The sequence below is a fragment of the Enterobacter nematophilus genome, from assembly GCF_026344075.1.
Taxonomy (GTDB): Bacteria; Pseudomonadota; Gammaproteobacteria; order Enterobacterales; family Enterobacteriaceae; genus Enterobacter; species Enterobacter nematophilus.
The window spans coordinates 114,026-131,926 of the sequence record NZ_JAPKNE010000001.1; the positions used below are offsets into that span (position 1 = coordinate 114,026).

General features: G+C 57.9%; 18 protein-coding genes. 10 read left to right on the forward strand and 8 right to left on the reverse strand.

Features of this window, described 5'->3' with window-relative positions; all coding sequences use genetic code 11:
- The first annotated feature begins 1 nt into the window (after position 1).
- The 3 genes from OSH03_RS00555 to patD are packed head-to-tail and all read left to right on the forward strand — an operon-like array spanning position 2 to position 3,191.
- Positions 2-946 carry an ABC transporter permease gene (locus OSH03_RS00555; protein WP_266177944.1) on the forward strand — a complete coding sequence of 315 codons (945 nt, stop codon included), beginning with the start codon at positions 2-4 and terminating at the stop codon, positions 944-946.
- Complete coding sequence (locus OSH03_RS00560; protein ID WP_266177945.1) at positions 936-1,742, forward strand: ABC transporter permease; 807 nt, start codon at positions 936-938, stop codon at positions 1,740-1,742. Before OSH03_RS00555 ends, OSH03_RS00560 begins: the two co-directional genes overlap by 11 nt.
- Positions 1,743-1,766: 24 nt before the next feature.
- On the forward strand, positions 1,767-3,191 hold the full coding sequence (gene patD / locus OSH03_RS00565) for an aminobutyraldehyde dehydrogenase (protein ID WP_266177946.1): 1,425 nt from the start codon (positions 1,767-1,769) through the stop codon (positions 3,189-3,191).
- A 39-nt stretch (positions 3,192-3,230) separates the two neighbouring features.
- On the opposite strand, the gene OSH03_RS00570 is transcribed toward patD, so the two are convergent.
- The 3 genes from OSH03_RS00570 to OSH03_RS00580 are packed head-to-tail and all read right to left on the reverse strand — an operon-like array spanning position 3,231 to position 4,125.
- Positions 3,231-3,413 carry a DUF1869 domain-containing protein gene (locus OSH03_RS00570; protein WP_047348342.1) on the reverse strand — a complete coding sequence of 61 codons (183 nt, stop codon included), beginning with the start codon at positions 3,411-3,413 and terminating at the stop codon, positions 3,231-3,233.
- A gap of 4 nt (positions 3,414-3,417) precedes the next feature.
- A complete protein-coding gene (locus OSH03_RS00575) occupies positions 3,418-3,771 on the reverse strand; it encodes a TehB family protein (protein ID WP_061098092.1) in 354 nt (117 codons plus the stop codon).
- 27 nt (positions 3,772-3,798) lie between these two features.
- Positions 3,799-4,125, reverse strand: a complete 327-nt coding sequence (locus tag OSH03_RS00580; protein WP_041912006.1) for a TehB family protein — start codon at positions 4,123-4,125, stop codon at positions 3,799-3,801.
- A gap of 244 nt (positions 4,126-4,369) precedes the next feature.
- Here OSH03_RS00580 and OSH03_RS00585 point away from each other — a divergent pair, with 244 nt between their 5' ends.
- A complete protein-coding gene (locus OSH03_RS00585; protein WP_003856960.1) occupies positions 4,370-4,543 on the forward strand; it encodes a GhoT/OrtT family toxin in 174 nt (57 codons plus the stop codon).
- An 86-nt stretch (positions 4,544-4,629) separates the two neighbouring features.
- Positions 4,630-5,385 (forward strand): alpha/beta fold hydrolase, encoded by a 756-nt coding sequence (locus tag OSH03_RS00590; RefSeq protein WP_266177947.1) that lies wholly within the window; start codon positions 4,630-4,632, stop codon positions 5,383-5,385.
- A gap of 55 nt (positions 5,386-5,440) precedes the next feature.
- Here OSH03_RS00590 and OSH03_RS00595 read toward each other — a convergent pair whose 3' ends face one another.
- The 3 genes from OSH03_RS00595 to OSH03_RS00605 are packed head-to-tail and all read right to left on the reverse strand — an operon-like array spanning position 5,441 to position 11,938.
- Complete coding sequence (locus tag OSH03_RS00595) at positions 5,441-7,615, reverse strand: virulence factor SrfC family protein (RefSeq protein ID WP_266177948.1); 2,175 nt, start codon at positions 7,613-7,615, stop codon at positions 5,441-5,443.
- Positions 7,612-10,593 carry a virulence factor SrfB gene (locus OSH03_RS00600; protein ID WP_266177949.1) on the reverse strand — a complete coding sequence of 994 codons (2,982 nt, stop codon included), beginning with the start codon at positions 10,591-10,593 and terminating at the stop codon, positions 7,612-7,614. The genes OSH03_RS00595 and OSH03_RS00600 overlap by 4 nt, the downstream gene beginning before the upstream one ends.
- 4 nt (positions 10,594-10,597) lie before the next feature.
- The gene (locus tag OSH03_RS00605; protein WP_266177950.1) at positions 10,598-11,938 is read right to left on the reverse strand and encodes an SrfA family protein; all 1,341 of its coding nucleotides are present in this window, start codon (positions 11,936-11,938) and stop codon (positions 10,598-10,600) included.
- Positions 11,939-12,221: 283 nt separating this feature from the next.
- Between OSH03_RS00605 and OSH03_RS00610 the strand changes: the two genes are divergently transcribed.
- Together OSH03_RS00610 and OSH03_RS00615 are read left to right on the forward strand one after the other, a co-directional pair.
- On the forward strand, positions 12,222-13,820 hold the full coding sequence (locus tag OSH03_RS00610; RefSeq protein ID WP_266177951.1) for an ABC transporter substrate-binding protein: 1,599 nt from the start codon (positions 12,222-12,224) through the stop codon (positions 13,818-13,820).
- A 55-nt stretch (positions 13,821-13,875) separates the two neighbouring features.
- A complete protein-coding gene (locus tag OSH03_RS00615; RefSeq protein ID WP_266177952.1) occupies positions 13,876-14,109 on the forward strand; it encodes a YdcY family protein in 234 nt (77 codons plus the stop codon).
- On the opposite strand, the gene OSH03_RS00620 is transcribed toward OSH03_RS00615, so the two are convergent.
- Positions 14,110-14,559, reverse strand: coding sequence for a DMT family transporter (locus tag OSH03_RS00620; protein WP_061098099.1), 450 nt, complete (start codon positions 14,557-14,559; stop codon positions 14,110-14,112).
- Positions 14,556-15,074, reverse strand: a complete 519-nt coding sequence (locus OSH03_RS00625) for a GNAT family N-acetyltransferase (protein WP_266177953.1) — start codon at positions 15,072-15,074, stop codon at positions 14,556-14,558. Before OSH03_RS00625 ends, OSH03_RS00620 begins: the two co-directional genes overlap by 4 nt.
- 135 nt (positions 15,075-15,209) lie before the next feature.
- On the opposite strand from OSH03_RS00625, the gene OSH03_RS00630 reads away from it, so the two are divergent.
- The 3 genes from OSH03_RS00630 to OSH03_RS00640 all read left to right on the forward strand — a co-directional run bounded on the left by OSH03_RS00630 (position 15,210) and on the right by OSH03_RS00640 (position 17,815).
- A complete protein-coding gene (locus tag OSH03_RS00630; protein WP_061098101.1) occupies positions 15,210-15,785 on the forward strand; it encodes a helix-turn-helix domain-containing protein in 576 nt (191 codons plus the stop codon).
- Between the two features lie 65 nt (positions 15,786-15,850).
- Entirely contained in the window at positions 15,851-16,891 is a 1,041-nt protein-coding gene (locus OSH03_RS00635) for an NADP-dependent oxidoreductase (RefSeq protein WP_266177954.1), read from the forward strand.
- A 255-nt stretch (positions 16,892-17,146) separates the two neighbouring features.
- Positions 17,147-17,815, forward strand: a complete 669-nt coding sequence (locus OSH03_RS00640; protein WP_061098103.1) for a GntR family transcriptional regulator — start codon at positions 17,147-17,149, stop codon at positions 17,813-17,815.
- Positions 17,816-17,901 lie beyond the last annotated feature (86 nt).

Consider the following 17,901-nt stretch of genomic DNA (forward strand, 5'->3'; position numbering starts at 1 on the left):
AATGGCTATGAGTGTCGCGCACCCTCCCGCCTCGCGCGGCCGCATGAGCCGCGTGACGGCACTGTTCTGGCGTAAACCGTCGCTCGGCCTGTTCCTGCTCCTGCTCGCGCCGCTAATGTGGTTTGGCATCGTCTATCTGGGATCGCTTCTGACCCTGCTGTGGCAAGGATTTTACACCTTTGACGATTTCACCATGGCGGTGACGCCGGATCTGACCCTGGCGAACATTCGGGCGCTTTTCAACCCGGCAAACTATGACATCATCCTGCGCACGTTAACAATGGCGATTGCGGTGACGATTGCCAGCGCAATTCTGGCATTCCCGATGGCCTGGTACATGGCGCGATACACCCGCGGGAAGTGGAAAGCATTCTTCTATATCGCCGTGATGCTGCCGATGTGGGCAAGCTACATCGTCAAAGCCTACGCCTGGACGCTGCTGCTGGCGAAGGACGGGGTAGCGCAGTGGTTTCTCAACCATCTGGGGCTGGAGCCGATCCTGACCTCGATCCTTACGCTACCCGCGATTGGCGGCAACACCTTGTCCACCTCCGGGCTGGGACGGTTTCTGGTCTTCGTCTACATCTGGCTGCCGTTTATGATCCTGCCGGTCCAGGCGGCGCTGGAACGTCTGCCTGCCTCGCTGCTTCAGGCCTCAGCCGATCTCGGCGCGCTTCCGCGCCAGACCTTCCGCTATGTCGTTCTGCCGCTGGCTGTCCCGGGTATTGCCGCGGGTTCAATCTTTACCTTTTCCCTGACGCTGGGGGATTTCATCGTACCGCAGTTGGTCGGGCCGCCGGGGTATTTCATCGGTAACATGGTCTACTCCCAGCAGGGGGCGATCGGCAATATGCCTATGGCCGCCGCGTTCACGCTGGTTCCCATCGTGCTGATTTCACTCTATCTGGCGTTCGTGAAGCGTCTGGGAGCATTCGATGCACTCTGAACGCGCACCGCTGTTCCTGAAAGTGGCAGCCTGGGGAGGCGTCATCTTCCTGCATTTTCCGCTGCTGATTATCGCAGCCTATGCCTTTAATACCGAAGACGCGGCCTTCAGCTTTCCGCCTCAGGGCCTGACGCTGAAGTGGTTTACCGCGGCGGCGGGGCGCGGAGATATCATTGAATCGGTGACGTTGTCACTTCAGATTGCCGCGCTCTCCACCGCGATTGCCCTTGTGCTTGGCACGCTTGCTGCAGCGGCGCTGTGGCGAAGCGAGTTTTTTGGCAAGAACGCGATCTCGCTATTGCTGCTGCTGCCGATTGCGTTACCGGGGATCATCACCGGCCTGGCGCTGCTGACGGCGTTCAAAACAATCAACCTTGAGCCGGGGTTTTTCACCATCGTGGTAGGGCACGCCACGTTCTGCGTGGTGGTGGTATTTAACAACGTTATTGCCCGGTTCAGACGCACCTCCTGGAGTCTGGTGGAAGCGTCGATGGATCTCGGGGCCGACGGATGGCAAACCTTCCGCTACGTGGTGCTGCCCAACCTGGGCTCCGCGCTGCTGGCCGGGGGAATGCTGGCGTTTGCCCTGTCGTTTGACGAAATTATCGTCACAACCTTTACGGCGGGACACGAACGCACGTTACCGCTGTGGTTGCTCAATCAGCTTGGACGTCCGCGCGACGTGCCGGTCACCAACGTCGTTGCACTGCTGGTGATGCTGGTAACAACCATCCCCATTCTGGGAGCCTGGTGGCTAACCCGCGACGGCGAGAACATTGCCGGCAGCGGGAAATAACAGTGATTTGAACAGGACAAAGCTATGCAAACACATCTGCTGATTAATGGTGAACTGGTTGCCGGAGAGGGAGAGAAACAGCCGGTCTATAACCCGGCCACCGGAGAGGTGCTGCTGGAGATTGCTGAAGCGTCAGCGGCGCAGGTCGACGCGGCGGTTCAGGCCGCCGACCGTGCTTTTGTGGAGTGGGGACAAACGACACCGAAAACGCGGGCCGAATGCCTGCTGAAGCTGGCGGATACGATTGAAGCGCATGGCGAAGAGTTTGCCCGGCTCGAGTCCCTCAACTGCGGCAAGCCGCTGCACTGTGCGCTGGGCGATGAAATTCCGGCGGTGGTCGACGTTTTCCGTTTCTTCGCCGGGGCGGCCCGCTGCCTGAACGGGCTGGCCGCGGGCGAGTACCTTGACGGCCACACGTCGATGATCCGCCGCGACCCGGTGGGCGTGGTTGCCTCTATCGCGCCGTGGAACTACCCGCTGATGATGGCGGCATGGAAGCTGGCGCCTGCGCTGGCGGCCGGTAACTGTGTGGTCATCAAGCCGTCTGAAATCACGCCGCTGACGGCCTTAAAGCTGGCGGAGCTGGCAAAAGATATCTTCCCGGCTGGCGTGCTCAACGTGCTGTTTGGCCGCGGAAAAACGGTGGGCGATCCGCTCACCGGGCATGAAAAAGTGCGCATGGTTTCGCTGACCGGTTCGATTGCCACCGGGGAGCATATCATCGGCCACACGGCGTCCTCCATTAAGCGCACCCACATGGAGCTGGGCGGTAAAGCGCCGGTTATCGTGTTTGATGACGCGGACCTGGACGCGGTTGTAGAAGGCGTGCGGACGTTTGGTTTCTACAATGCCGGGCAGGACTGTACGGCGGCCTGCCGTATCTATGCCCAGAAAGGCATTTATGCTGCGCTGGTGGAAAAGCTCGGCGCCGCGGTCGCCAGCCTCAAAATGGGTGCTCCGGAGGATGAATCTACTGAACTCGGTCCGCTCAGCTCGGCTGCCCATCTTTCACGCGTCTGCCAGGCGGTTGACGAGGCGAAAGCCCTCGGCCACATCCGCGTGGTGACCGGCGGGAGCAAACAAGAGGGGGCGGGCTACTACTTCCAGCCAACGTTGCTGGCCGGGGCGAAACAGGAGGATGCCATCGTTCAGCGCGAAGTGTTTGGACCGGTTGTGAGCGTCACCGAATTCGACGACGAAGCGCAGGTCCTGGCCTGGGCGAACGAATCACAGTACGGCCTGGCCTCGTCGGTCTGGACTCAGGATGTCGGCCGCGCCCATCGCCTGAGCGCTTGCCTGCAGTACGGCTGCACCTGGGTCAATACCCACTTTATGCTGGTGAGCGAAATGCCGCACGGCGGCATGAAGTTATCCGGTTACGGTAAAGATATGTCGGTGTACGGGCTTGAGGATTACACGGTTGTCCGACATGTGATGATAAAACACTAAGAGCTCACGCCCGGCGGCCTGCATCGCCGGGCGTTTGCTTTACCAGCCGCACACCTCGTGCTCATTTTCCGTATCGTAAGCGCGAACGGTATTCACCAGATCTTTCACCACGTCTGCGGCAACGTCCGGGATGAGCAACTCCATGGGGGCGTCGGTTTCATAATCCACCGAGACGCCGTTGCTATTGTTAGTCACGGTCACTGTGTAGGTTGCTTTGCCCACGCCGTTACTCCTTATATGTATTAACCACTTTGCCGATGCCTGCGCCCTGAAGCGTAACGTCAGGATCGGCAAAAAAGTCGATATTGAACCAGGTATCGTCGGTCAATAGCTCGATGCGGTGCCATTTTTCCGGCGGCGAGATGCCAAACGATCCGGCTTCGATCACCAGCTCAAGATCCGGTTCGGTCGCGTCAGCGTTTGGGAAACCAAAATAGCGCACTGCTCCCTGCATCACGGACAAACGGCCATAGACGCTGGCTTTCGTATTATGGTGGGTGAAGAGGGCTTTTGGGGCTGTCTCTTTGTTCCAGAATGGCGTGGAGCGGGTATGAACAAAATTCTCAGGAATACGTAGCATAAGGGTTACCTCGTAAATAAAAGCCGCTCAAAGCGACTTCAACACCTCTGGTTCGACGAAAAATTCAATATTGAACAGCGTGTCGTCGCTCATCACCTCGATGTGATGCCATTTCTCAGGGGGAAAAACACCGAAGTGGCCGGCCCTGATAATCAGTGTGCTGTCGGGCTCTGGGGCATGTTCATCAGCATAACCCAGGTAGCGGACGGCGCCCTGCATAACGGACAGGCGGGGATAAACGCCCGGACGGGTACCCGTGTCGAGATGACGCTGAAAGATCCCGGCGGGGGCGGTTTCTTTATTCCAGAAAGGGGTAGAGCGGGTATGAATACAACTCTGCGGAATGCGTAGCATATTGCCTCCCATGAATGTCTGCCTTTATTAGACACTTGTTCAGGAGAGGGAATTTATCAAAAAGTGCATTTAAAATGCACGTTATCAATAAAAGTCGTTGTCCGCTCCCCCTGTTTGTTATGCAAAATACTCAGTTGTTATTAGGCTTAATATTTAAGTGGTTATTGTGTAACGAAAAAACTTGATCTGTATCAACATATGACGCATATTGCGTGCGGTTATTTTTTCGGCTCTGGTATTCAGAATGACGTTGTATCAAAAGATGTTGGTTTTTTACGCAATCATGGCTTCCATCTGCGCGTTAATTACGTGGTTCCTTTCTAAAGATCGCAAGCGTATCCGCCTGCTCAGCGCGTTTCTGGTAGGGTCGACCTGGCCGATGAGCTTCCCCGTAGCGCTCTTGATCTCGCTTTTCTGAAGCACGCTTCCATTTTTAAAAAATGATTATGGCATTCCGGATACGGTAACTGTATAAATACACAGTGCATCGTAAAAGGAGTGCTTATGAACAGTTTTTACTCGCAGCATGCGGGTTGCACCGTCCGCTGGCATGATTTGCCAGGCTCTGGCGATCCCGTCGTCTTTATCCACGGATTGGGCTGCGCCTCTTCCTATGAATATCCCCGCGTTGTTCGAGACCCTCAGTTTGGCGGGCGCAGAGCCATTCTCATCGATTTACCCGGCAGCGGTTACAGCGATAAACCTGAGCACTACAGCTACAAAACCACCGATCAGGCGCGCGTCGTGGCGGAGCTGATTGACCATCTTCAGCTGGATGCCTTCTGGTTATACGGCCACAGCATGGGCGGCAGCATCGCGATTGAAACGGCGGGGCTGCTGGCACCGCGCGTGAAGGGGCTGATGGTTTCAGAGCCCAATTTTCACGCCGGTGGGGGGATGTTTAGCCGCTCTATTGCGGCGCAAACCGAACACCAGTTTGTGGCGCAGGGCTATCATGACATGCTCCGCGAAGAAACCACCGCCTGGGCCGGGTGCCTGCAAAGCAATGCCCCTTATGCCGTCTGGCGCGGCGCATCAAGTCTGGTAGCGGGCGTTAAGCCGGCCTGGGAAGCGCAATTTCTGTCGCTGCCTTGCCCGGTGACGTTGATTTTCGGCGAGCTCTCACTGCCGGATGACGATGTGGATAATCTGAAGCAGAAGGGGGCTGAGGTCAAAATCATCCCTGCGGCGGGGCACTCCATGTCGTGGGAAAACCCGTCGGCACTGGCGCAGGCGTTAGCGGAGTGCATGGCGGCGTGATTATCGTTGCGGAATATAGCCGGGTAAGCGCAGCGCCACCCGGCAAGAAAGGCCGCTACAGGATTAAAGCCCGCAGTGCCCGACGTGCGTCAGGCTGAACGTCATGCGGGTGCTGGTAATCAATGTTCTCTATTGCCCGGCTATAGAGGGCAACCAGCCAGTCGTAAACGTACGCGGTGGCCGCATGGACAGGCTGTTCCCCCAGGCGCGTCAGGCGCGGTGCGGCACTGCTGACGACGGGCGTAACAAAAATTGCCTGGCCTTTGCGAATGCGGCTTGCGGGGCGTTCTGCTGACGGCGTCTGGTCGTAGCCCAGCCAGCCAACGAAATTGCCCATCACCGCATGCAGCTGCGCCGCGCTGCTTTTATCCGCGTCGACAATTCGCTGAAGCTGTTGCGGCAGATTAAGCCTGTAGCTGGTTACCACCAGCACATCCGCGATTTGCTGCAGCACCGCGGGCTCCAGGCCAAGACGGGCGGCGGTAGCTTCATTGCGGCTCCACTGGCGCAGATGATTTATCCATACTCTGTGCGCCAGGCGCGCTTTGTCTTTTGTCTGGAATCGTCCTGCGCTTTCCTGGGCGTTATCGGCGAACAGATCGATGGTGTCCGTAAACAGCCCGTTCACCTGCTCCTCGCGCGGCTGCTGAACGGCGAGCAGTGTTTCAAAGGCTTTGAGCGGCGGCAGCAGGCCCTCAAGCAGCTCGCCGTGACGGGCGGCGCTGCTTTGCAGCGTGCGCACCATGTTTTCGGCCTGAGCACGTCGCGTACCCGGTTCCTCAACCAGCGGCGCCAGATAGCTTTGCATCAGCGACGCGATCTCCTGCCGAAGCAGGTTTTTCAGCGTGCCGAGACGCTTCTGCCGCTGTGCGGGGAGCGTAGCCTGAGACAACCACTCAATGACGCGCTGCATGCTGTGGCTGTCCAGCGCCTGCAGAGTTCCCCAGCGCAGGCCAGGCTTGCCCAGCAGATGCTGCACGGCTTCATCGAGATTCTGTCGGGTGGTGAAACGAGCGTCATGCGGGGTGATCGCCCACACCAGACCCGGCAGGGCGGACTCCTCGGCAGGCTGGGTCTCTTTTATCCAGTTAATTAACGCTTTTGCTTTTTGGGCCGTCTGCTCGTGCTGCGCCGTCGCATTGCAGATAACCAGCACATCCGGCTGGAGCTGCTGGCGGTAATGTTCAAGCAGCCACTGGCATTTGGCCTGGACCAAAGGATCGGCACTGCCGTCTTCAAAGACCGGAATATCAATGATATCAACGTTATCCAGCGCGCCGTTCTCAACCGGCAAGACCAGCTCGCGGGTAAGGAAGGCAAGCACGTCGACCGGGATGCTGATGGCGTTGAGCATTTCACAGTTGTTCAGCGGATGCAGCAGCGTCTCCTGAGCCTCCTGCTGGGTTAAGGTGCCGTGCGTCAGGAAGCCTTCGCCAGGGAGACCAAAGCTGTCCACCAGCAGGCTCAGCGGCGCAGCCAGCTCGCTCGCATGGCTGGTCTGATGCAGCACGTGGGCAAGCTTCAGCCACTGCTGGGTTAACTCCTGCTGCTCGCCCCACAGCAGCGACCAGACGCTGGCGCGGGTGCTGAGATCGAGCGAGGGCACCAGCTGGGCAAACTCGTGCCACAGGGCGTCATCAATTTGCTGTTTCGCGGCGGGTACCGTGCTTTGCCAGAAACGCGAAATCGCACCCACCTCCTGCGCCGTGATGCCGGGCACGCCCTGCGGCTGGCGAAGGCCGCGCCATTTCTCCAGACGCGTCTCAATGACCGCCTTATCCACCGCGCGCATCTTCGGATGCAGCGTCGTGCGGGCAATAAACAGCTGTACCAGCTCGGCCTCGGTGACCAGGCTCAGACGCAGCGGAAACGCCTCATCCGCTACTTCCGGGGTGTCGCGGGTGAAGCGCACGGCCATGTTGGTCAGGGCATGTCCTGGGTTGATATGCGAGAAATAGTCAAAGGTGCGCTGGCCCGGCGTCACGTTCAGGCGACCGTTGCCGCTGCCGCACAGCGACAGCAGCAGGTGCGCTTTGGCACTTTGCGAATGGCCATAAAGCCCAATGCTGCTCCGGCGGGTCAGGGCGCGTTCAATGGCCAGCTCCCGCGCCTGCGCCGCGTTGATGCGAGCAAGCAGGGCGTCAGCATCGTTATCCAGCACAGGGGCGTTCAGGCGCGTCTCATTAATCCACCCGATTAAGGCCTGAGTGGTGGTCGTCGTCGCTGTCATTTCAGGTATACGCTCCCGCTGTCGATCCAGTAGTGGCTGCCGCTGTGTCGGCGGTCGGCCAAAGTATTCAGTTTGAAGGTTAACGCGTCAGGCGCAACCGGCGTACCGTCCTGCAGCCAGGCATCGCTCAGCTCGAAGGCCTCTGGGCCCTCTAATTTGCTGCCGCCGCAGAGCTTAAGCCGCACGTTCAGCACGCCGTCGCCAGCAATCGCTTTTGCCAGTTCAGCCGAGTTGATGCTGAGCGTATAAAGCGGCGTGGCGGGCCAGCGCGCGTTCGCCAGCTGGCGGAAGCCGAGGGTGACGTTGCCGCGCAGCGGGAAGTGCAGCCGCGCGTCGAGCTTCGCGCCCGGCTTATCCAGGTCTATATCCTGATACCAGACGTTCTCCTCGCGCAGGGTATTGACGGTGTTATCCAGCACGCCGAGATACCGCACGGTTGAATACGCGCCAATGTCCGCGGCCTTAAAGTTGAAGCGCGGCAGGCGCAGATCGAGCGCCAGGCTGCAGAGCATGGCCCCGACCGCGGCGGTCGATTTCGGGTTGCCTATGCGCCCCTGCTGGCTGAACGGGTACCACTCGTGCACCTGGTATTTGTCCAGCCAGACGATGCGGTTGACCGGCACCGGCTGCAGGTGTCGAATCAGCGCCTGAACGCCCGGCAGGCAGCCAGGGCGCCCGGTGATCAGCAGAATATCGCAGCCGTAATGGGAAATCGCTTCACACACCGCGTGAAGCGGCGAGGTCAGCGTAAATTGACCGGCCAGCATCGCATCCTGCATTTCGCGGAAGTTCACGTGCAGCGGCACGGCGAACAGGTCGAACGCCTCTGAGCCCGCCGGCACGGCATGATCGACTGCCTGCTGGAGATAATTCATCACGTTGCGGGTTGGTTTCTGCGGCAGGAGCTCGCCGAAGGTGGCATGCAGGCCCGCCAGCGGATCGTCTATATCGCTGGCTTCCCACGCGGAAAGAATGGCGTGGCCAATCGGCATAAAGAGCTGAAGCGCCGTTTGCTGGCGCAGCACCGCCTGGGTATCAATACGCCCGGAGTCGCCGAACAGCGACGCCATCAGCAGAGAGGCGTCCGCAATGCCGGATTTCTGCAGCTGCGTTTGCAGGGCGGGCAGGACATAGCGCTGAATCACGTCCAGCAGGGTATCGTCGCCCGCCACTTTAAACCCTTCGCGGAACAGCAGTTGCGGGGTGATTTTGACGTTATTACCGGAGCCGTCATCAAGCTGGTAATGGGTTATCGCCATATCCGTGGTGCCGCCGCCGATGTCGATAGACGCGACGCGTAATGCACGGCCCGGCTGCACGCCCGGCTCGGGTTCACGATCCGTGCGGGCGAGGGAGGCGAAAAAGGCCTCCGTCTGGCCGCCAAAACGGGAAATCGCTTCGTTATACAGCCAGACCAGCTGACCGCAGCTGGCTTCATCCCACTCCATCTGGATCTCAGGGACCGGCACCACGCTTTTTTCCTGCTGCTTGCGGGTGGCAAAATCTTCATCCTGCGGGTGCCAGCCCATCGCTTTCCAGACGATGGCAATGGCTTCAAACATGCGGCGACGGAAAATCTCGCGCTCCTGCTTCGGCATGGCCGAGGGCAGGGTCAGGATCAGGGTGCGCAGCTGGCGCGGCGAGGCCGGGAAGCCCAGACGCAGGCGGGTGGCGACGCTGTTGATCTGCCCCAGCGCCTGCGCCAGCAGCTCGCACAGCATGTGCGTCATCAGCGTGCTGCGGCTGTACTGCGGCGAGAAGACCGGCAGCCGCTCGTCCTGCGGCAGCGTAAACAGCGGCTCACCGTCATCGTTCATCAGGTTCATCAGTGGAAACGCCGTGGCGAGCGGTTCACGCTGGGTTTTGCCGTTCATCTGGCTAAAGCGCCAGTCCTGCACGACGGGCGTTTCATCCCACAGGTAGCGGCGCGGGCTGGAGATGCCGCTGTTACCTTCGGTTCCCAGCCGCTGCATCGCCAGCTTGCGGGCTTCATCGCCCACGCGAACGATCGACGGCCAGACAAACGCATCTTCACGACCGCTTTCCACCGAGAAGTGCTGTTTGCCAAAACGCGCTTCGGAGAATTCAAGACGGCTGGTAAACAGCGGCTCGTTGAGGAACTGCGGCTCGCTTAACGAACGAACCTGCAGCTCGGCGGTCTGCCGAAGCCCGTCATTTGCATCACCGTGGTCTTCAATAATGACGCCGCAGGTGTGGGTGTTGCCCACGTCGAGGATCAGGTCGACCGGAATGGCAGGCGTGCTGAGCGTATGGGTGACAAATTTCACTTCCGGCACGGTGAGCTGTTCACCGAGCATGGTCAGTACATTGAGCCAGTGGGCCTGATATTCAAAACTGCGCATCGCCTGATGCAGGTCGCGTTCAGAGCGGTTTTCAACGCCGTCGGCATACTGGGTAAACGCCTCGCGCAGCCAGCCGTCAATCCAGGTCTGGTCGAGGAAGCTTTCTACCTCACTATCGCGCCAGGCCAGCGCAAAGCGGGTTCCGTTCAGGATATCGTTTTCAACCGGCGACAGGGCGGAGGTGGCATGCTCCGCGATCTGGCTGTCGAGCGCGAGGGTGACGCGGTGCGTGTTGCCTGCCGTGTCGGGCTTATCGAGCTTGCGCACCTGAACGCGCGCCCAGTTATCCGGTCCTTCCACAAAGGTCCGCGGCGGGTTGAAGCGCAGGAAGGGCAAGGGAAGCCAGACGCCGTCAAGGACGGCAAGGGACTGATGCAGCGGAATGGTGGTTTCCGGTTTAACCACTTCAGGCTGACCGCCGTTTGTCCCCGGCAGGGTATAGCGCCCGTTCACCAGGTCGAAATCGAGTCGCAAAAGGGGGCCGTTCGCGGTTTTACGTACGAAGCGCCCGTTGCTGGCGGTGTCCTGCGGCGTCAGGCCGAAATCCAGGAACTGCACGCCGCTGTTGGCAATAAGCGTGACGCTTTGTTTATAGTCGCAAAGATTTACCAGCATAGGATCAGGCACCTGCTTTCTTGAACGTCAGTGGGACGACGGTGTTAGCATCATAGCGAGCGCGACATTCTGCGATATCGCTGGCCCCGGCTTTACAGGCGACTTCCGGCATTGGGTAGCGGGAACCGTCGGTGCAGCGGGCATTGCCGCGGCTCTTAATCATCAGCTCGCCGTTGCTGTGCAGCCCGGAGAAGATCTCCGCGCGGCAGACAATGTTGTCGCCGTGCACGACGCGGGCGAAACCTTTATTGTTCTGGATTTGATAGCGCACTGACGGCGGCTTGCCGGTAACCGGATCTTTCACGTCGAGAACCGCGCGCCAGGTACCGTTCAGGAAGCGCGTCGAGCCGGCTTTCACCTGACCGGCTTCCATCACCATGGCATCTTTCGGGATCGGAACAATGACCACCGGTGCGGCTTCAGGCACGGGTTCTTTTTCTTTATCTGCGACGACCTCAGCCTGATGCAGGGGGAGATTCATAGCCAGCGGCTCCACCGCTTTAATCGGCTGTGGTGCAATAGCTACGGGCTCAGGAGTCGGTGCCGGAGCGGGCTCTGCCGAAGGGGTCTGTTTTGGCCACATCAGCGGCGCGGCAACGGCGGCCACAATCACGGCGGCAACCGGCAGGGTCCACAGGGGAACGCGACGTTTTTTCGTGACGGCAACAGGCGCAGGTTCCTGTGCGGGTTGCGCAACAACCGGCGCGGGAGCCGGCTCATACAGTTCTTCCGGCGTAATACGCACGGCTGCGACGGGCGCAATCAGCGGCTCGTCTGCTTTTTCAAAGGTGATGGTCGGTTCGGGCGCGGGCTCTGGTTCTGGCTCGGGCTCTTCAATCACAACGGGGGCAGGCTCGGGGATCAGTGCCTCACGCAGGCAGTCGAGGACATCGTCGCGCGCATTTTCGTTCAGGTTTACAAAACCCCAGAAGCAAACGATCGGCTTTCCTTCGACCAGGAAAACAAAATTCTCGCCGGGAAACTGAAACGCTTTCGACAGCAGCGAGCCGAAAAGCTGCTGCGCGGTTTTGGGCGACTGGAGGCACTTCTTGCTTAACGACTCAACGCTGGCTAGCGTGTTTTCCAGATAGCGCAGGGCGCGATAGCGGTCGTCTTCACTGGCCGCCTTCCAGCTGGTGACGCTTCCCTCAACGGGGGAATACCAGTCCACGCGGTCGCCGCTGTCGTTGACCTGAGGAATAGCCAGACAGTCGACAATGGCCTGCTGTTTGCGCAACCGGAGCGCTTCCCGGATTTGTAACGCTGATTCAAAAACGGCCTGTCCGCCGCCGCCAACGGCCTGAAAATCATCCAGATTACCGCTGCGTAAAAGAGTTTTTGCCACGATTTGATCCCATATACTTCTTCACACCGTTACTTTAACGAAACGAGGAAGCAAACAAACGGAGGAAGAGACGCTAAAAGCGCCGATTTCTTGCGGCATAGAAAGTGACGGTTGTGCTTGACGAATAACGTCACTTAAGACAAATCACCATTTTCTGCACTGGCGGCAAAACCGGCAAAAAACGCGGCTTTAGAATAACCTGATAGTGTTTCGTTATTTGCCAGGTCATAACGGCTGTGCTGTTATTACTGACCTATATAATAAAACTGTCAGGGTTATAACTATGTCTACAGGGAAAACGCTGCTCGCCCTTGCGCTGAGCGCACTTTTACCAGCCGGTGCCGCATGGGCGGCAAACAACGACACTCTTATCTACTGCTCGGAAGCGTCGCCCGAGTCGTTCAACCCGCAAATCGCCAGCTCCGGCCCGTCGTTCGTGGCCAGCTCTCAGGTTCTGTACAACCGCCTGATCAACTTCGACCCGGTAAAAAATACCCCGGTTCCTTCCCTGGCGGAGTCCTGGACGATTTCGCCGGACGGCAAGACCTATACGTTTACCCTGCGTAAAGGGGTGAAGTTCAACAGCAATAAATACTTCAAGCCGACCCGCGACTTTAACGCCGATGACGTTATTTTCTCGGTGATGCGTCAGAAAGACCCTAAGCATCCGTACCACAATGTCTCGCAGGGCAACTACGAATACTTTAATGACGTCGGGCTCGACAAGCTGATTCAGGACGTTAAAAAGGTTGATGATTACCACGTCCAGTTCACCCTCAGTGAACCAAACGCCGCGTTCCTGGCCGACTGGGGAATGGATTTCGCTTCCATTCTCTCCGCCGAATACGCCGATGCAATGCTGAAAAAAGGTACGCCGGAGAACGTGGACACTTGGCCGATTGGTACCGGGCCCTACGTGCTCCAGCAGTACAAGGTGGATTCGCTGATCCGCTACGTCGCCAATCCGAACTACTGGGATGGCGAGGTGCCGACCAAACATCTTATCTTCTCCATCACGCCAAACGTGGAAACCCGCCTGGCGAAATTGCAGACCAATGAATGCCAGATTATTCCTGCGCCGTCTCCGGTCCAGTTTGACGTGATTAAAAACAACAAAGACCTGACGCTGCACTCGGTCGATGCGCTGAACGTCGGCTATCTGGCGTTTAACACCGAGAAAAAGCCGTTCGATAACGTGCTGGTGCGTCAGGCGCTGAACTACGCGACCGACAAGAAGGCTATCGTCAATGCGGTCTTTATGGGGTCCGGTACGGTGGCAAAATCGCCGATCCCGCCAAATATGCTGGGCTTTAATAAAGATCTGCAGGACTACAGCTACGATCCTGAAAAAGCGAAAGCGCTGCTGAAGCAGGCCGGGCTGGAGAAGGGCGCAGAGGTCACGCTGTGGTCAATGCCGGTTCAGCGTCCGTATAACCCTAACTCGCGTCGTATCGCGGAGATGATCCAGAGCGACTGGGCGAAGGTCGGCGTGAAGGCCAAAATCGTCTCTTACGAGTGGGGCGAATACCTCTCCGGGATGCGCAAAGGCGAGCACGACTCCGCGCTGTTCGGCTGGATGTCCGATAACGGCGACCCGGATAACTTCGCCGATGTGCTGCTGGGCTGCAACAGCATTAAAACCGGGTCAAACGCCGCGCGCTGGTGCGATAAGGGTTATGATGCTCTGGTGCAAAAAGCGAAGCTGACCAGCGATCCGGCCGAGCGTGCGAAACTGTACGGCCAGGCGCAGGAGATTTTCTACCAGCAGGCTCCGTGGATCGCGCTGGCAAACGGCAAAACGTTCTTTGCGACCCGCAGCAACGTGACCGGGTACAGCGTGAGCCTGATGGGCAGCGATTTCTCTAAAGCGAAGCTGAACTAAGCATTTATTGCCGGGTAAGGCGTAAGCCGCCACCCGGCAAAAACAAGGAGTGACAATGTCACATTTAAACGAAGTTACCGCCCGCGTCGATGCCGCCATCGAAGAGAGCGTCATCGCCCACATGAACGAACTGCTGATTGAACTGAGCGATGATGCCGATCTCAGCCGTGAAGACCGTTACGCCCAGCAGCAGCGTCTGCGTACCGCGATTTCGCACCACGGCAAGCAGCATAAAGAGGAGATGGACGCGCGTCTGGAACAGCTGACCAAAGGCGGCACCATACTGTAGTCAAAACTGGCGTCGCGCCACCAGCCAGGCTCCCACGACCAGCATCACCGCGCCGCACACCGGGCCGATCAGGGCGCGCAGGGGAATGCCGTGGCTTCTCAGCACGTCAAGGACCAGCCCGCCAATCAGCTGGCTTGCGACCAGCACGGCGATGGTCGTTGCCGCGCCAACGTTCTGATACCCGCTGATGCTGGCAAACACAAAAAACGACCCCAGCAGCCCCGGGATCAGCGTCCACCAGCGCACCGTTGATGCCAGCTCGCTGAACCCGGCGAAGCCCTGCTTCAGCAGCAGAATGCTGACAAACAGCACAATACCAACCAGGGAGTTCAGCAGCATTGCGATAAGAATGGTGGAGGAGGACTGGGTGATTCGCACCATTAAGGTGTTTTGCACCACCAGACCGATCCCCGCCGCCACCAGGAACGCCAGCGTCAGCGACTGATTCATGGGATCGCGTCCGGGTCGCTGCGCTCGTCCAGCTGCAGCTGCATAAAGGTTAAGTCCAGCCAGCGGCCAAACTTGGTTCCCACCTGCGGCATCTGCCCCGTTGTCACAAAACCGAGCGTTTCGTGGAGGTGAATCGAGGCCGTATTTTGCGCTTCAATGCCGGCCACCATCACGTGCTTGCCGATGGCGCGGGCCTCGTTGATCAGCGCTTTCATTAACGTGCGGCCAATGCCTTTACCCTGATGCTCCGGATGGACGTACACCGAATGCTCGACCGTGTGACGAAAGCCGTCGAAGGCGCGCCAGTCGCCGAAAGAGGCGTACCCGGTGATAACACCGTCTTCCTCACTCACCAGAACCGGGTAACCCGCGAGCGTGCGGGCCTCGAACCAGGCGATTCGGTTATCGGTGTCGACGGTTTTATCGTTCCAGATCGCGGCAGTATGCAGCACCGCATGGTTATAGATCTCTCCTATCGCAGCGCAGTCTTCTTTACAGGCGTGACGAACGATCATGATTAAACCTCTGTGTGTTGTTTACTATAGTATTACGCTATAGATATGATATTACACAACTGTATCGTCAGAACGCTACGTGAGAATTATGATGAGACACATTGAAACGGCCTTTATACCCTTTAGTATGACGTTATGAACACACTATCAGACACAATGAATCAGCGTATTAGCGCCAGAATTCGCCTCGAACGTGAATCACGCGGCTGGTCTCTGAGCGAGCTGGCCGAGCGGGCAGGCGTATCTCGCGCCATGATCCATAAAATAGAACGCGGTGACAGCAGCCCGACGGCAACCCTGCTTGCCCGCCTGTCAGGCGCGTTTGGGATCAGCATGTCGACCCTGATTGCCAGAGCCGAGATGCAGGAGGGGAAACTCCTGCGCCTGGCGAACCAGCCCGTCTGGCGCGATCCGCAAACACACTACCTTCGTCGCCACGTTTCCCCACGTACCGATCTGCCTATCGACCTCGTTCAGATTGAGCTTCCCGCGGGGAGCGACGTCCCGATGCCGGCATCGTCCTACGCGCTGGCGCGTCAGCTGATCTGGCTGCAGTCCGGCGAGCTGGTTTTTCAGGAGGGCGATACCCGCCACGAGATGAAGGCCGGAGACTGTCTGGAACTGGGGCCGCCAAACGACTGCCGTTTCATCAACGAAACGAACGAAACCTGTATCTATCTTGTGGTCCGGCTTAACCAGTCTGCCTCGTAATGTTAAGGCGATAATGCCGATCGTGAGCCAGGCTGTAATGACATTTGTACCAGAAGGAGAACCCGATGAATCACTCTGTTTCGCAAAACCGCCGCTGGGTGCTGGCCTCTCGTCCACAGGGCGCGCCGGTGGCGGAGAATTTTCGTCTGGAAGAGCAGCCTGTTCCTGCGCCTCAGACGGGGCAGCTGTTGCTTCGCACCGTGTGGCTGTCGCTGGACCCTTACATGCGGGGCCGCATGAGCGATGCGCCATCCTATTCTCCGCCGGTTGAGATTGGTGCGGTGATGGTAGGGGGAACGGTGAGCCGCGTTGAGCAGTCAAACCATCCCGACTTTAAAGCGGGTGAATGGGTGCTGAGCTACAGCGGCTGGCAGGAGTACGCGCTTTCGGACGGCAGCGGCCTGGTCAAGCTGGGCGAGAATCCCTCCCATCCCTCCTGGGCGCTGGGCATTCTTGGGATGCCGGGCTTTACCGCCTATATGGGATTACTGGATATCGGACAACCTAAAGCGGGCGAAACGCTGGTGGTGGCCGCGGCGACGGGCCCGGTTGGCGCAACCGTTGGGCAGATCGGCAAAATTAAAGGCTGCCGGGTGGTTGGCGTCGCCGGTGGCGCAGAAAAGTGCCGCCACGCCGTAGAGGGGCTCGGGTTTGACGCGTGTCTGGATCACCACGCGGCGGATTTCGCTGAGCAGCTGAAACGCGCCTGCCCGAATGGCATTGATGTCTATTTTGAAAACGTCGGCGGGAAGGTGTTTGACGCCGTGCTGCCGCTGCTGAATACCTCCGCGCGCGTGCCGGTGTGTGGCCTGGTGAGCGGCTACAATGCAACGGGCCTGCCTGAGGGGCCGGACCGTTTGCCGCTTTTGATGGGCACCATTCTGAAGAAACGCATTCGGATGCAGGGCTTTATCATCGCCCAGGACTACGGTCACCGCATTCACGAGTTTCAGGAAGAGATGGGGCGCTGGGTGCAGGAGGGCAAAATTCACTATCGTGAACAGGTGACGGACGGGCTGGAGAACGCGCCTGAAGCGCTGATTGGCCTGCTGGAAGGAAAAAACTTCGGTAAAGTCGTGATTCGCGTCGCGGGGGACAATAAATAAAAGGCACTATGGCGGGGTTTCCCGCCATATTTATTTGTGAAGATACGATATATTGTCTTTAATTAACGGACATGGCTTTTCGCGCCATCATCCCGGATGAGCCCGAAACCGATAAAAAAAACACATTTTGCATTTTTTGCTGTTTTAGGTACTTCCCACCACCAGGCATGACGATACAGGATATATCGGACCAGCGTCGTTTTATTAAAACTGGCGTTTAAAAATAGCATTAAGTTTTAGCTACAGGAATTGAACATGCTTGATTTGGATCACTTAGAAAAAGCCCAAAGGATCAGTCTTACCATGCAAGTTGAACTCAGTTTAAAAGGAGCGTTAATTACAGGCTCCCTTAAACCTGGTGCACGACTGATTACGAAAGAGATCGCCGATAAATTAGGAACCAGCATTACCCCAGTACGCGAGGCGCTGCTGCGTCTGGTATCAGCAGGGGCATTGCATGCCACGCCAGCACAGGCATTTCTGGTGCCGGAAGTGACGCTGGACCGTTACAACGAAATCAACGCTATTCGCAAGCAGCTTGAGCCCATGGCGGTCGCCGCAGCCTGTCAGAATATGTCTGACCAAAAGATGGAGACCTTGCGCAAATTGTCGGAAGCGTTTCATGAGGCCATGCGCAACGGGAACGTTCAGCAGGCATTGCAGGCGAATCGCATCTTCCGCTTTACGCTTTATCAGTACGCGGAAATGCCCACGCTGAATGCGTTAATTGAACAGCTTTGGGTGCGCATCGGGCCGTGCATTAACTATCTGCACCAGGAGCTTAATGACATTAAAGAAGCGACGTATCACTATGACGAACTGCTTTCAGCCCTGGAACGCCGGGATGTTGACGCCAGCCAGAAGGCGATAGAAAAGTTGATTGATGAAGCGAATACGCTTTTACAGCGACAATATTTTAACTGAGAGATTATTTAACAGAGCGACTATATACCGCGTTTAATTATTTATCTGGTGAATAACTCCTGATGGCATATTGCCATCAGGAGCGT